Here is a 12984-nt window from a genome sequence, read left to right as displayed (position 1 = left end):
GCCTGGTGCCTTCTTTGCTGATGGTGCGTAAATACGACCACAACGCCCACAGTGGGGTGAATGGATGCTCGCACGCAGGAGACAGCTGGCCCTGGTCCTCACCGTCGTCCTCGCCGCAGGCGCCGCCTGCCAGGCCCGCGACCACGAACCGCCCCGGCCCGGGCGCCCGGCCCCGGCCGCCGGCCCCCGCGGCTTCACCCTCGTCGCCTCCGGCGACGTCCTGCCGCACCGCTCGATCATCGACCGGGCCCGCTTCGACGCGGGCGGCACCGGCTACGACTTCCGCCCGATGCTGTCCGGGATCCGTCCCGTCGTCTCCCGGGCCGACGTCGCCCTGTGCCACCTGGAGACGGTCCACGGCGAGAACGGCGGCCACACCGGCCACCCGGTCTTCACGTCCCCTCCCGAGGTGGCCGCGGCCCTCGCCGCCACCGGCTACGACGGCTGCTCCACCGCCTCCGAGCACAGCCTGGACGACGGCGCCGACGGCATCCGCCGCACCCTGGACGCCCTGGACCGCGCGGGCGTGCGGCACGCCGGATCGGCCCGTACCGAACAGGAGGCCCGCACCGTCACCGTCCTGCGGGCCGGCCCGGCCGAGGTCGCCCACCTCGCCTACACCTCCGACACCGACGGCCTGCCGATGCCGTCCGGGCAGCCCTGGGCCGTGAACCTCGTCGACGAGGCGAAGATCGTCGAGGACGCCCGGGCCGCCCGGGCCGCCGGCGCCGACGTGGTCGTCGTCTCGATGCACTGGGGCACCGAGTGGCAGGACGCCCCCGACGAGCGGCAGTCGGCCCTCGCCCGGAGCCTCACCGCGGCCCGCAGCGGTGACCGCCCCGCCATCGACCTGATCGTCGGCACCCACGCCCACGTCCCGCAGGCCTACGAGAAGGTCAACGGCACCTGGGTCGTCCACGGCATGGGCGACCAGGTCGCCGGCGAGACGACCGGCCCCGACGGTGCCCCCGACCCGCGCGGCAACCAGTCCACCCTCGGCCGCTTCACCTTCGCCCCGCCCGCACGGCCGGGCGGCCGCTGGGAGGTGACGAAGGCGGAGTTCGTCCCGCAGTTCTTCGACATCGACGCCGGCCGGGTGGTGAACCTCAACCGGGCGCTCGCCCAAGGGGCCGACGTGCGCGCGGTCCGCGACCGCATCCGGGACGTCACCCTCGGCCGCGGCGCGGCGAAGGACGGGCTGGTCATGGGGGACTAGGGCCTGTCCGACAAGTCCCGCCGCCCTCCGGGTGACGACGGGAATCGTCAGACAGGGCTGGGGCCCACCGGCCGCGCTAGGAACCGTCCGCCCGGTCCCTCGTCGCCCTCGCCAGCTCGGACCGCCGGTAGGAGTAGCCGAAGTAGATCACGAGCCCCAGCGCCAGCCAGACGGCGAACCGCGCCCAGGTCTGCCACTGCAGGAAGGTGATCAGCCAGATCGAGAACACGATGCCCAGCGCCGGCACGACCGGCATCCACGGCGTGCGGAAGGTGCGCGGCAGGTCCGGCTGCCGGTACCGCAGCACGATCACCGCCGTGCACACCACCACGAACGCCAGCAGGATGCCGATGTTGGTCAGCTCGGCCGCCTCGCCGATCGGCAGGAACCCGGCGATGGCGGCCGAGGCGACCCCGACGATCCAGGTGACGCGCGTGGGCACGTGGCGCTTGGGGTCCGTCTTCGCGAACCACTTGGGCAGCAGCCCGTCCCGGGACATCGAGAACCAGACCCGGGTGACGCCCAGCATGAACGTGAACATCACCGTGAGGATGCCGATGATCGCGCCCACCGCGATGACGTCCGCCAGTCCGCTGAGCCCGACCGACTTGAACGCCGTCGAGAAGCCGCTCTCCTTGTCGATGTCCCTGTAGTTCTGCATGCCGGTCAGGACCAGGCACGCCGCCACGTACAGCACCATCGAGATCACCAGCGAGTAGATGATCGCCTTGGGCATGTGCCGCTGCGCGTCCTTGGACTCCTCCGCGGCCGTCGACATCGCGTCGTAGCCGAACACCGCGAAGAACACCGTCGCCGCACCCGTGAACGCGCCGCCCACCCCGTACGGGAAGAACGGGTTGTAGTTGGCCGTGTCGATGTGGAAGACGCCGACCCCGATCACGAGCAGCACGACCAGGACCTTCAGCACCACCACGACCGTCTCGAACCGGGCCGCGTTCCTGATGCCGAGGGTGAGCAGGTAGGCGATCAGCAGGCACAGCAGCGCCGCGAACAGGTCGACCCGGTGCCCGTCACCGGTCCCGGGCGCCCCCAGCATCCAGGCGGGCAGGTCGGCGCCCATCTCGCCCACCAGGAAGCTGAAGTAGCCGGAGATGCCGATGGCGACCACCGCCACGATCGCCGTGTACTCCAGCAGCAGGTCCCATCCGATGAACCAGCCCGCCAGCTCGCCCAGCACCGCGTAGCCGTAGGTGTACGCCGAGCCGGCCTTCGGGATGAGCCCGGCGAACTCCGCGTAGGACAGGGCGGCCGCCGCGCTGGCGACGCCCGCGATGAGGAACGACACCAGCACGGCGGGGCCCGCCGTACCGTTGGCCACCGTGCCGGCCAGCGTGAAGATGCCCGCGCCGATGATCCCGCCGACGCCGATGGCGGTCAGCTGCCACAGCCCCAGGGACCGCTCCAGTCGCGGCCCCCCTCCGGCTTCCGTCTCCTCGATCCGCTCGATCGGTTTGCGTCGGAGAATTCCTTCGCCCGTCCGGATCCCGGCCATGCGCCTCACCTCTTCGCGAGCGGCAATCGGCTGACGGCGGATCATGATGGCCCAGCGGACCGCCCGAAGGAAGACACCACGCACGGGCGGGCCCCGCGGACAGCCCTACGGCACCACCGTCACCGGCCAGCGTCCCGCCTTCACCAGGCGGACCGCCACCGAACCCACGATGCGGTGGCCCGCCTGCTCCGAGGCGCCCACCACCACGGCGTCCGCCTTCAGCTCGTCGGCCGCCTTCACCAGGCCGTTGTACGGATCGCCGCGGAAGGTGTGGAACTCCCAGCGGACCTCGAATATCCCCTTGAGCCGCTCGGCGGCCTCCCGGATGTGCGCCACCAGCTCCTCGGCGATCTCGTCGGTCGTCTCCGCCACCGGCGCTCCCAGCGCGGCCCCCGCCGCCAGCACCGGCTGCACGTACACCACGGCGAGCAGCGCGTTCTGCCGCCGCGCCAGGCCACCGGCGTAGGCGGCGGCCCGCAGGGAGGAGTCGGAGCCGTCCACCCCGACCACGATCACCTTCGGGCCGTCCGTGCCCCGCTCGAACTGAGAGGAGTGCTGCTGTTCCGTCACGCGGCGAGGTTACCGAAGGGCACATCCGGCACCTGCGGGCGGGAGTCGCACCACCGCCGCGGCCCGCTCTCGACGGGCGAGGTCGTCCGGGTGTTCCTACAGTCGAAAGCATGAGCGTCATCGCGGGGACCGGGACGGCCGAGGACACCACAGGTCCGATACGTCCGCCCCACCGGGCCCACGGTTTCCTGAGCCGGGTGCCCCAGGGCTTCGCGGTCTGCTTCGGCGCGCTCGGCCTGCTGTGCGCCCTGCTCGCCGTCATCCCGCCGCTGCGCACCGGGCTGCGCCCCCTGGTGCACTTCCTGGACCTGCTGCTGGTCCCGGTCAGCGCCAACCTCGCCTACGCGGTCTTCCTCTTCCTGCTCGCCGCCGCCACCGGCGCCCGCAAGAAGGTCGCCTGGTGGCTGGTCGTCGTCTACCTCGGCCTGCTGGTCCTCACCGACGTCCTCGGCATGGCCGTCGGCGAGTTCGCCGAGTCCGTCCCCTCCTTCGTGGTGTGCGGCCTGGCCCTGCTCCTGCTGATCGTCGCCCGCCGCGAGTTCTACGCCGCCTCCCGCCGCGCCGCCGTCCGCCGGGCCCTCGCCGTCCTGGTCGCCGGCCTCGTCCTGGCGACCCTCGCCGGCTGGGGCCTGGTCGAGGCGTTCCCCGGGACGCTGCCCAGCGGCCAGCGGCTGGCGTGGGCCGCGAACCGCGTCTGCGGCGGACTCGTCCCCGCCGGGAGCTTCGACGGCCGCCCGCCGCACGCCCTGTTCTTCCTCCTCGGCCTGTTCGGCGCGCTCGCCCTGCTCAACGCGGCGGCCACCCTCTTCCGATCCCAGCGCCTGGAAGCCGCCCTGCACGACGACGAGGAGGCCCGCATCCGCGCCCTCCTGGCCCGCTACGGCGACCAGGACTCCCTCGGCTACTTCGCCACCCGCCGCGACAAGGCCGTCGTCTTCTCACCCAGCGGCAAGGCCGCCGTCACCTACCGCGTCGAGGCCGGAGTGTGCCTCGCCAGCGGCGACCCGGTCGGCGACCGGGAGGCCTGGCCGCACGCGATCGCCGCCTGGCAGGAGGTGGCCCGCCGCCACGCCTGGGTCCCGGCCGTCATGGGCGCCTCCGAGGAGGGCGCCCGTGCCTTCGTCCGCGCCGGGCTCGGCGCGCTGCAACTCGGTGACGAGGCCATCCTGCACGTCCTCGACTTCGACCTCGACGGCCGCGACATGCGCGTCACCCGCCAGGCCGTCAACCGCGTCCGCCGCCTCGGCGTCACCTGCCGCGTCCGCCGCCACTCCACCCTCACCGAGGAGGAGATGCGGCAGATCGTCGAGCGGGCGGACGCCTGGCGCGACACCGAGACCGAACGCGGTTTCTCCATGGCCCTGGACCGCCTCGGCGACCCCGCCGACGGCGACTGCCTCCTCGTCGAGGCCCTGGACGAGCACGGGCGCCTCCTCGCCGTCCAGTCCTTCGTGCCCTGGGGCGGGGACGGCGTCTCCCTGGACCTGATGCGCCGTGACCGGGAGGCCCCCAACGGCGTGATGGAGTTCATGGTCGCCGAACTGTGCGCCACCGCCCCGAAACTGGGCGTCCGCAAGATCTCCCTGAACTTCGCCGTGTTCCGCTCGGTGTTCGAGGAGGGCGCCCGCATCGGGGCCGGGCCGGTCCTGCGCCTGTGGCGCAGGCTGCTGCTGTTCTTCTCCAAGTGGTGGCAACTGGAGGCCCTGTACCGCTCCAACGCCAAGTACCGCCCCGAGTGGTACCCGCGCTTCCTCTGCTACGCCGAGGCCGCCTCCCTCGCCCGGGTCGGTTACGCCTCCGGCATCGCCGAGGGGTTCGTCCCGGTACCGTCGATGCGCAAGCTGTGGGGAAAGGGGCACCCGAAGAACGGACAGCGGCCCGCCACGACCGAAGGGCTGCCGTCGCTGGCGGCGCTCGGTCTCGACGGAGGGGACGGGACCGGGCCCGCCGACCCCCGCGTGGCCCTGCCCGACCAGGTGCGCGTCCGGCACCGCACACTCGACCGGCTGCGCGCCGACGGCACCGACCCCTACCCCGTGGACGTCCCCGCCCGCACCCACACCCTCGCCGAGGTGGAACCGGGCCAGGACGTCACCGTCGCCGGGCGCGTCATGCTCGTCCGCGACTTCGGCGGCATCGTCTTCGCCGTCCTGCGCGACTGGTCCGGCGACCACCAGCTCGCCCTCACCCGCGACCGCTCCGGTCCCGCCCTGGACCGCTTCACCGCCGACACCGACATCGGCGACCACATCATCGCCACCGGACACGCAGGCGTCAGCGACAAGGGCGAACCGACCGTCTTCGTCACCTCCTGGCAGCTCACCGGCAAGTGCCTGCGCCCGCTGCCCGACAAACGACGGGGCCTGGCCGACCCGGAGGCCAAGGTCCGCATGCGCTACCTGGACCTGGCCGCCAGCCCCGCCGCCCGCGACGTGGTCCGCGCCCGCTCCACCGCCGTCCAGGCCGTGCGGCAGGGCCTGCTGGCACGCGGCTACCTCGAGGTCGAGACACCGGTGCTCCAGCAGATCCACGGCGGCGCCAACGCCCGCCCCTTCACCACCCACATCAACGCCTACGACCTCGACCTCTACCTGCGCATCGCCCCCGAGCTGTATCTCAAGCGGCTGTGCGTGGGCGGCGTGGAGAAGGTCTTCGAGATGGGCCGCACCTTCCGCAACGAGGGCACGGACCACAAGCACAACCCCGAGTTCACGATCCTGGAGGCCTACCAGGCGTACGCCGACTACGACGTGATGCTCGACCTCGTGCGGGAGCTGATCCAGGAGGCCGCCACCGCCGCCTTCGGCAGCCCCGTCGCCCGCAAGGACGGCCAGGAGCACGACATCTCCGGCCGCTGGCCCGTCAAGACCGTCTACGGCGCCATCAGCGAGGCCCTCGGCGAGGAGGTCCACCCCGGCACCGGCGTCGACACCCTCAAGCGCCTGTGCGACGGCGCCGGCGTCCCGTACGTCGCCGACGACGGCCACGGCGACGTCGTCCTGGAGATGTACGAGCGGCTGGTGGAGGAAAGGACCGGGCTGCCCACCTTCTACAAGGACTTCCCCACGGACGTCTCCCCGCTGACCCGGCAGCACCGCACCGACCCGCGCCTGGCCGAGCGCTGGGACCTCGTCGCCTTCGGCACCGAACTGGGCACCGCCTACTCGGAACTCACCGACCCGGTCGAACAACGCCGCCGTCTCACCGCCCAGTCGCTGCTCGCCGCCGGGGGGGGACCCCGAGGCCATGGAACTCGACGAGGACTTCCTCGACGCCCTGGAGTACGCGATGCCGCCCACCGGCGGACTCGGCATCGGCGTCGACCGGTTGGTCATGTTCCTCACCGGGCTCACCATCCGCGAGACCCTGCCCTTCCCCCTGGTGCGCCGCCGCTGACCCGACTGCGTGGGCCGCACGGGTGAAACCGTGCGGCCACACCGGTGTTGCGCAGGTGCGTCGGCCTTCGGCCGGGCGACTGATGAGTCATGAAGAAGGATCAGTTGCTCTCCCGGCTGCTCACCCGGCGCCGGGCGTTGATCGCGGGCGCCGGAGCCGTGGGAGCGGCCGCCACCGCCGGGGTGGTCACGGCGGTCACGGGGGACCCGCCCGCCGGCCCCGCTCCCGCCGCGGGACCCCCGGTCCGTCGGCCCCCGAACTCCTCCGCGTACCGCCTGCAACCGCTGACCGGCTACGGCCCGCCGCGTGCGGCACCCCGCCGGACCCTGGTACGCCGCGAGCCGATGCTGCGCGTGTCCGGACGCGGCCGCACCATGGTGCTGACCTTCGACGACGGCCCCGATCCGCGCTACACCCCCCACATCCTGGACACCCTGGCCGAGTACGACGTGCGCGCGATGTTCTTCGTGTGCGGCGAGATGGCCGTGGACAACAAGAAGCTGCTCGCGCGGATGAGCGACGAGGGGCACGTCGTCGGCAACCACACCTGGTCCCACCCCCTGCTGACCGGCCTCACCCGCCGGCGGATCCGCTCCGAGATGGAACGCACCAGCGACGTCATCGCGGACGGGTGCGGCCAACGCCCCGAGTGGTTCCGCGCCCCCTACGGGGCCTGGAACCGCGCCGCCTTCCAACTCGGCGCCGACCTCGGCATGGAACCCCTCGCCTGGACCGTCGACACCCTCGACTGGACCACCCCGGGCACCCGCTCCATCGCCGAGCGCGTCGAGAAGGGCGCCGCCCCCGGTGTCGTGGTGCTCTCCCACGACGCCGGGGGCGACCGTTCCCAGAGTGTCCGCGCCCTGCGGCGCTACCTGCCCGAACTGCTGGACTCCGGCTACCACGTCACCGTGCCCCGGCGTCAGTACGCCTAGCACCACGGGCCTTCGCCCGCCCGGCCGGGTGCGCTCAGCGCACCTCGACCATGCGGGCGAAGGCCACGACGTTGCCCGCGTAGCCGTCCTGCTCGCTGAAGCCGCCCCCGCAGGTGATGACCCGCAGTTCGGGCGCGCCCTTGGAGCCGTACACCCGGTCGCCCGGGAAGTCGTCCTTCGCGAACACCTCGACGCCGTAGATCTCGAACACGGCCGTCTTGCCGTCCTGCCGGGCGATCTCGACGCGGTTGCCCTTCTTCAGCGCCCCCAGCCCGTAGAACACGGCGGGGCCCTGCTGGTTGTCGACGTGGCCGACGACGACCGCCGTGCCCTTCTCGCCCGGGGTGACCGCGCCGGTGAACCAGCCGGCCAGGTTGGGGTCCTCCGGCGGGGGCGCGCCGACCCAGCCGTCCGCGTCCAGGCCCACCGGGATGATCGGCGCGTCGACCTGGATCGCCGGGATCCCGACCCGGGCCGGGACGGAATGGGCAAGGGGTTTCACGGTCCCGGCGAAGGTGTCGCGGGGCACCCGGCTGTCGGCGGCGGCCGCCGTGGCCGGCTGCGGCGGCCCCTCGTCGAACTCTCCCGAACCATTCCGAATGAGCGCGAGGCCGGTGAGCAGAACAAGCGCTATCACGCCCCACGGGGCGCGCTTCTTCCGCCGGGCCTCCTCTTCCGCCGCGGCCAGCTCGGACGCAGACATGGGCCATCCCCTCTCGACGCGGCCGTCGCCGGGTCAATCGCGCATATCAGCACGCTAAGCGCGGTGCGGGAAACCGGCGACGGGGCGACGGCGAACGGGTGGCCCGAGCGCGTGCGGGGCAGGACGGCACGTCGAGGTGCGCCATCCGAGTTGCCGCGGCGAGATATTTTCCGACGGGCTGTGACCTGCGGCGATGCCCGGTTGCGTCACGACCCGGCCGCGCCTTCGCTCACCAGGACGGACCATCCCCGAAGTGCGGTTCGGGGCAGGGCAACTGACTGTCTTTCTGGGAGGCGCTTTCTCGCCGATCCACCGGGGAACGGGCCCCGGGGCGTCTTCCGCGGAGGTTCAGATGCGTAACACTCGTGCCCTGGCGGTGGCCGGCGCGGCGGTGGCCGCCCTCGGTCTGTCGGCTCCCGCGGCCATGGCCTGGGACACTCCCAGCAACATCGTCGCCCTGCCCGGCGTCGTCGCCCGCGGCGGTCAGCTGACCATCACCGTCGAAGGGTGCCGCCACGGCGGTACGGCGACGTCCAACGCGTTCGCGCCGACCCGGCTGTCGCCCGTCCACCACGGCGGCAAGAGCAACGAGGGCGGCCAGGGCGGCGCCGGCTACGGCGGCGACCGCAGCGGTGGCGGCAACGAGGCCGGGCAGGGCACCGGTGGCGGTGGCGGCAACGAGGGCGGGCGGGGCACCGGTGGCGGTGGCGGTGGCGGCAACGAGGGTGGGCGGGGCACCGGCGGCGGCAACGAGGCCGGGCGGGGCACCGGCGGCGACAGCGGGACCGCGCGGGGCACCGCCGTCATCCACCACAACGCCCGCCCCGGCTCGTACGACATCACCGTCACCTGCAACGGCAGGACCCTGACCAAGCCGCAGGCCTTCACCGTCATCGGCGGTGTCCGCGGCGGCATCGGCGGCAGCAGCACCACCGGGGCCACCCCGACCGACATGGCCATCGGCGGCGGCCTGGTGGCCGCGGCGGTCGTCGGCGGCGGTGTGTTCTGGATGCGCCGCCGGGCCGAGCGGCACGCCTGACGCCTCGCCGTCCGCTCCCGCCACGAGGCGCGCACGTGCACGGCCGCCGCCCCGGGCCCCCCTCGCCGAGGGGCTCCGGGGCGGCGATCTGCGCGGCACGGGCACGTCAGCCCGCGTCCTCGTCCGTGCGGCGGCGCGAGAAGTGGTAGGCGGCTCCCAGCGATCCGGCGATGAGCGCCGCGCCCAGGCCGATGTCCTCGACGTCCAACCCGGCGATGGTGCCGCCCTCACCCGCGTGCACACCCTTCGGGTGGCGGGGTCGGTGTGTCGGGCCGTCGGTGGGGTGGTGCGTCGGGTGGCCCCCGGCGATGGTCAGGCGCGCCGTACCGCTCGACTCGTCACAGGCGAACTCCACGTCGTAGATGGCGCCGGGCCTGGCGTCCCAGTCGACGACGGCCCGCGCCCGGGACTCGTGGCGCGGGATGGTCACCAGGTCGAAGACCGGCGAGTTGACCGCCGCCTCCCCCCGGCAGGCGTGGTTGCGCTTGACGTACACCGTGACCCGGCCGCCCGGTTCGACCGCCGAGGGCTCCACGCCGAAACGGAAGTCGGGACGCATGGCCGCGTCCGCGGGATGCATGCAGGAGGTCAGGGCGCCGGCGCCCAGCAGTACGGCCGAAGCGACGTGTATCGCGCGCATGGTGTTCCCTCCGGGTCCTCGGGGCGCAGCCGCGGACCTGTTCCGCTCACGTCACACCTGCGCCTCGATGCCCGAAACGCTAGGAAGGGGCGTACAGGCGCGCGATCCCGGTAGTGCGAACGGGGGAACGGTGTGGGCCGGCCGGGGGACGGCGCGCGTACGGCCGGGGGACGGCGACGGCGTGTCGCGCGCCCCCCGGCCGCTGCCCGTGGTGGGGGAGGAGCCGTCAGCCCCCCGCCCCCGGGAAGAGGTTCAGGAAGGGTTCCGCCGAGGCCGCGACCCCCCTGCTGTACGGGCTGTCGAAGTCCCAGATCAGGAACAGCAGGAAGGCGATCAGCGCCGAGAACAGACCGGCGAGGATCAGCTCGCGTGCCGTTCTGCGGATCTGCAGGACGAAGACCATCCCGATGGTGACGACCGCACCGGCGACCAGCCCGAACCACACCACTCCCGGCATGGTCTCCCCGGTGGACTCCGCGCGGGAGATGCGGGCCTGGCTGGCCGCGGTCACCTGGTCGACGAGCGGCTGGTACGCCTGCGCCTCGAAGTCCGTGGCCGGCTCGTAGTCCGTGACGTCCTGGCGGATCCGCGCGAACAGCTCGTCGCCGCGCTCGGTGAGCTCGCCCCGGTCCGCCATGGCGTCCCACTCGGTGGTGACGACGTGGCTGACATAGGCCTGGACGTCCTCCCGGATGCGGTCGCGTTCGTCCGCCGGGTAGACCCGGACCCGCTCCGAGATCTCGTGCAGCGCGGTCGCCTCGGCCTGCACGTGGTCCTGGGCGGCGCTGCGGCCCTCCCAGACACCGGCGATCGCCAGACCCAGGACGATGGCGTAGACCACGCCGATCCACATCGTCATGTACTCGATGACGTCCGGGGTCTCGCTGGGGTCCTCGTCCTCGGGGGCCCGGCGGTGCCGGACGAGGGTGATGACGACCACCACGGCACCGGCGGCCAGCATCGCGAGGGTGAGAACAAGCCATTCCGGCAAGGGGTGCCTCCAGGGTTCAGGATCAGCGCGCGCGCAGCGCGGCGACGGCGACCACCGCGGGCACCGTGACGAGCAGGACGAAGGTGAGCGGCGACATGGCGCCGTTCGCGGGCCGGGGCCGTGGCGGGGCCGCGCGGTACCGCGGGTAGTGCACCGGCGCCGCGGACGGGGCCGGTGCGGAGCTGGCCGACGGGGCCGGCGCCGGGGGAGCGGGTGGCGCGGGTACCGGTCGCGGGGCCGGCCGGGGCGGGGGTGCCTGCGGGCGGAGCGCGGGCGGTGGTGGCGGCTTCGGCTTCGCCGTGGGCTTCGGGGGCGGGGGAGGCGGCGCCGGCGGCTCCGGCGAGGGCGGCGGGTCCGGGGTCGGCGTCGGTGTGGGGGTCGGCTTCGGCGGAGGGGGCGGCGGCGGAGGCGTGGGCGTGGGCGTCGGTTCGCAGGTGGGCGGGGGCGGGGGAGGCGGGGGCGGGGTGGGTGTGGGGCACGGCCAGGTCCTGCTGCCGGCGATCGCCACCGCCTCGATGCCGTCCGGTCCCGTCGAGGCGTACGCGCAGGCGTCGGCCTCCGCCACGCCGGCCGGCGCGCCCACGAGCGTCCAGGTCAGCGTCGCCACCGCCAAGGCCCGTGCGGCAAGGGCGGGTTGGTTCGAGAGGGATGCATGCACGACGAAGATCATGAGCCCTGTGCCGCCGGGACGCGCCGGGACGCAAGGGGATTACCCCGAAAGAAGGACGTCGGTGTGCCATCGGTTTGATCCGGCGTCCCCCGTTCGGGGTCAGGAGCGTACTGGTGTGCGGGGCGGGCGGCATGCGTGAGGGCTCGTTCCCGAAGACTTCCGCCGGCCGGTCCTGGGCGCCTGCGCGGATCGCGGAAAGAATTCTGGCCCCCCGTTGAACACTTCCGACGCCCCCGTGCGTATTCATGGCCGTGCGGCGGCGCAGCAGGGCGCTGCAACACCCTTGCGATAATGGGGAGTTGACGATGAAGACCTCCTGGCGGAGCGCCTCTCTCGTGGCGAGCGCCGCGGCGGTCCTGGCGCTGACGACGGCGTGCGGTCAGGACAGCCCACCGGCGGCCAGCCAGAACGTGGGCGCCACGGCCGCGCCCGGTGGCTACGGAAACGTCGGTGCCGGCGCGGGCGGCAGCGCGAGCCCTCAGCCCGCCGCGCCCAGCCCGTCCGGCCTGTCCAACCCCGCGGGCAAGCTGTCGGTCTCCACCGCCGACGAGATCGGCAAGGTCGTCACCGACAGCCTCGGCCTCACCCTGTACCGCTTCGACCAGGACGCCGACCAGCCGCCCAAGTCGAACTGCGACGGCGACTGCGCCAAGACGTGGCCGCCCGTTCCGGCGGACGACGCCGAGGCCGGCGAGGGCATCGCCAAGTCGCTGCTCGGCTCGGTCACCCGCGCCGACGGCACCGAACAGCTCACGGTCGGCGGCTGGCCCGCCTACCGCTACGCCAAGGACGTCAACGCCGGTGACGTCAAGGGCCAGGGCGTGGGCGGAAAGTGGTACGCCCTCGCCCCCGACGGCAAGAAGGCGCAGGGCGGCGGGACCGGCGCCAGCGACCTGGCCGGCCTGTCCACCCGCAAGGACGCCGAGCTCGGCGAGATCGTCGTCGACAAGAACGGCATGACCGTCTACCGGTTCATGAAGGACGAGGCCTGGCCCAAGCCCGTGTCGAACTGCGAGGGCGCCTGCCTGGAGAAGTGGCCGCTGGTGGAGCCCGTCGACTTCGCCGACACCAAGGGCATCCAGAAGAAGGGCTACATGGTCTTCGACCGGGCCGACGGCAAGGGCGAGCAGCAGACGATCAACTGCTCCCCGATCTACACCTTCGCCGGGGACAAGGCTCCCGGCGACACCAACGGCCAGGGCGTGGGCGGCACCTGGTACGCCGTCCGGCCCGACGGAAAGCCGGTCGGCGCGCCGGCGAAGTAGCGAAACCCCCCGGGGTCGCTCGTCTCGTCCACCCGGAACGCCGACC

Annotated in this window: 9 protein-coding genes and 3 pseudogenes; 6 read left to right on the top strand and 6 right to left on the bottom strand. The window is 73.2% G+C overall.

The window, feature by feature from the left end:
- Positions 1 to 64 precede the first annotated feature (64 nt).
- Positions 65 to 1216, top strand: a complete 1152-nt coding sequence (locus Q5694_RS28875; RefSeq protein WP_333936364.1) for a CapA family protein — start codon at positions 65 to 67, stop codon at positions 1214 to 1216.
- A 76-nt stretch (positions 1217 to 1292) separates the two neighbouring features.
- On the opposite strand, the gene Q5694_RS28870 is transcribed toward Q5694_RS28875, so the two are convergent.
- Together Q5694_RS28870 and Q5694_RS28865 are read right to left on the bottom strand one after the other, a co-directional pair.
- Positions 1293 to 2729 carry an amino acid permease gene (locus Q5694_RS28870; protein WP_333936363.1) on the bottom strand — a complete coding sequence of 479 codons (1437 nt, stop codon included), beginning with the start codon at positions 2727 to 2729 and terminating at the stop codon, positions 1293 to 1295.
- A 105-nt stretch (positions 2730 to 2834) separates the two neighbouring features.
- The gene (locus Q5694_RS28865; protein ID WP_333936362.1) at positions 2835 to 3299 is read right to left on the bottom strand and encodes a universal stress protein; all 465 of its coding nucleotides are present in this window, start codon (positions 3297 to 3299) and stop codon (positions 2835 to 2837) included.
- Between the two features lie 110 nt (positions 3300 to 3409).
- Between Q5694_RS28865 and lysX the strand changes: the two are divergent.
- Both lysX and Q5694_RS28855 read left to right on the top strand, forming a co-directional pair.
- Positions 3410 to 6695: pseudogene (gene lysX, locus Q5694_RS28860) on the top strand (bifunctional lysylphosphatidylglycerol synthetase/lysine--tRNA ligase LysX).
- 89 nt (positions 6696 to 6784) lie between these two features.
- A complete protein-coding gene (locus Q5694_RS28855) occupies positions 6785 to 7630 on the top strand; it encodes a polysaccharide deacetylase family protein (RefSeq protein ID WP_333936361.1) in 846 nt (281 codons plus the stop codon).
- 34 nt (positions 7631 to 7664) lie between these two features.
- On the opposite strand, the gene Q5694_RS28850 is transcribed toward Q5694_RS28855, so the two are convergent.
- Positions 7665 to 8333, bottom strand: a complete 669-nt coding sequence (locus Q5694_RS28850) for a class F sortase (protein WP_333936360.1) — start codon at positions 8331 to 8333, stop codon at positions 7665 to 7667.
- A gap of 352 nt (positions 8334 to 8685) precedes the next feature.
- Between Q5694_RS28850 and Q5694_RS34920 the strand changes: the two are divergent.
- Together Q5694_RS34920 and Q5694_RS34915 are read left to right on the top strand one after the other, a co-directional pair.
- Positions 8686 to 8904, top strand: a pseudogene (locus tag Q5694_RS34920) (hypothetical protein); the annotation flags it as partial.
- Between the two features lie 213 nt (positions 8905 to 9117).
- Positions 9118 to 9372: pseudogene (locus Q5694_RS34915) on the top strand (hypothetical protein); the annotation flags it as partial.
- A 106-nt stretch (positions 9373 to 9478) separates the two neighbouring features.
- Here Q5694_RS34915 and Q5694_RS28840 read toward each other — a convergent pair.
- The 3 genes from Q5694_RS28840 to Q5694_RS28830 all read right to left on the bottom strand — a co-directional run bounded on the left by Q5694_RS28840 (position 9479) and on the right by Q5694_RS28830 (position 11157).
- Positions 9479 to 10012: a hypothetical protein gene (locus Q5694_RS28840; RefSeq protein ID WP_333936358.1), complete on the bottom strand. Its 534-nt coding sequence runs from the start codon at positions 10010 to 10012 to the stop codon at positions 9479 to 9481.
- A 226-nt stretch (positions 10013 to 10238) separates the two neighbouring features.
- Complete coding sequence (locus Q5694_RS28835; RefSeq protein WP_333936357.1) at positions 10239 to 11003, bottom strand: bestrophin-like domain; 765 nt, start codon at positions 11001 to 11003, stop codon at positions 10239 to 10241.
- Positions 11004 to 11025: 22 nt separating this feature from the next.
- Positions 11026 to 11157, bottom strand: a complete 132-nt coding sequence (locus Q5694_RS28830; RefSeq protein WP_333936356.1) for a hypothetical protein — start codon at positions 11155 to 11157, stop codon at positions 11026 to 11028.
- A gap of 821 nt (positions 11158 to 11978) precedes the next feature.
- On the opposite strand from Q5694_RS28830, the gene Q5694_RS28825 reads away from it, so the two are divergent.
- A complete protein-coding gene (locus Q5694_RS28825) occupies positions 11979 to 12938 on the top strand; it encodes an SCO0930 family lipoprotein (RefSeq protein WP_333936416.1) in 960 nt (319 codons plus the stop codon).
- Positions 12939 to 12984: the final 46 nt, after the last annotated feature.

This window comes from Streptomyces sp. AHA2 (assembly GCF_036857595.1).
Classification (GTDB): domain Bacteria; phylum Actinomycetota; class Actinomycetes; order Streptomycetales; family Streptomycetaceae; genus Streptomyces.
The sequence above is the reverse complement of the archived record's forward strand: the minus strand, read 5'-3'. Positions and strand labels throughout refer to the sequence as shown.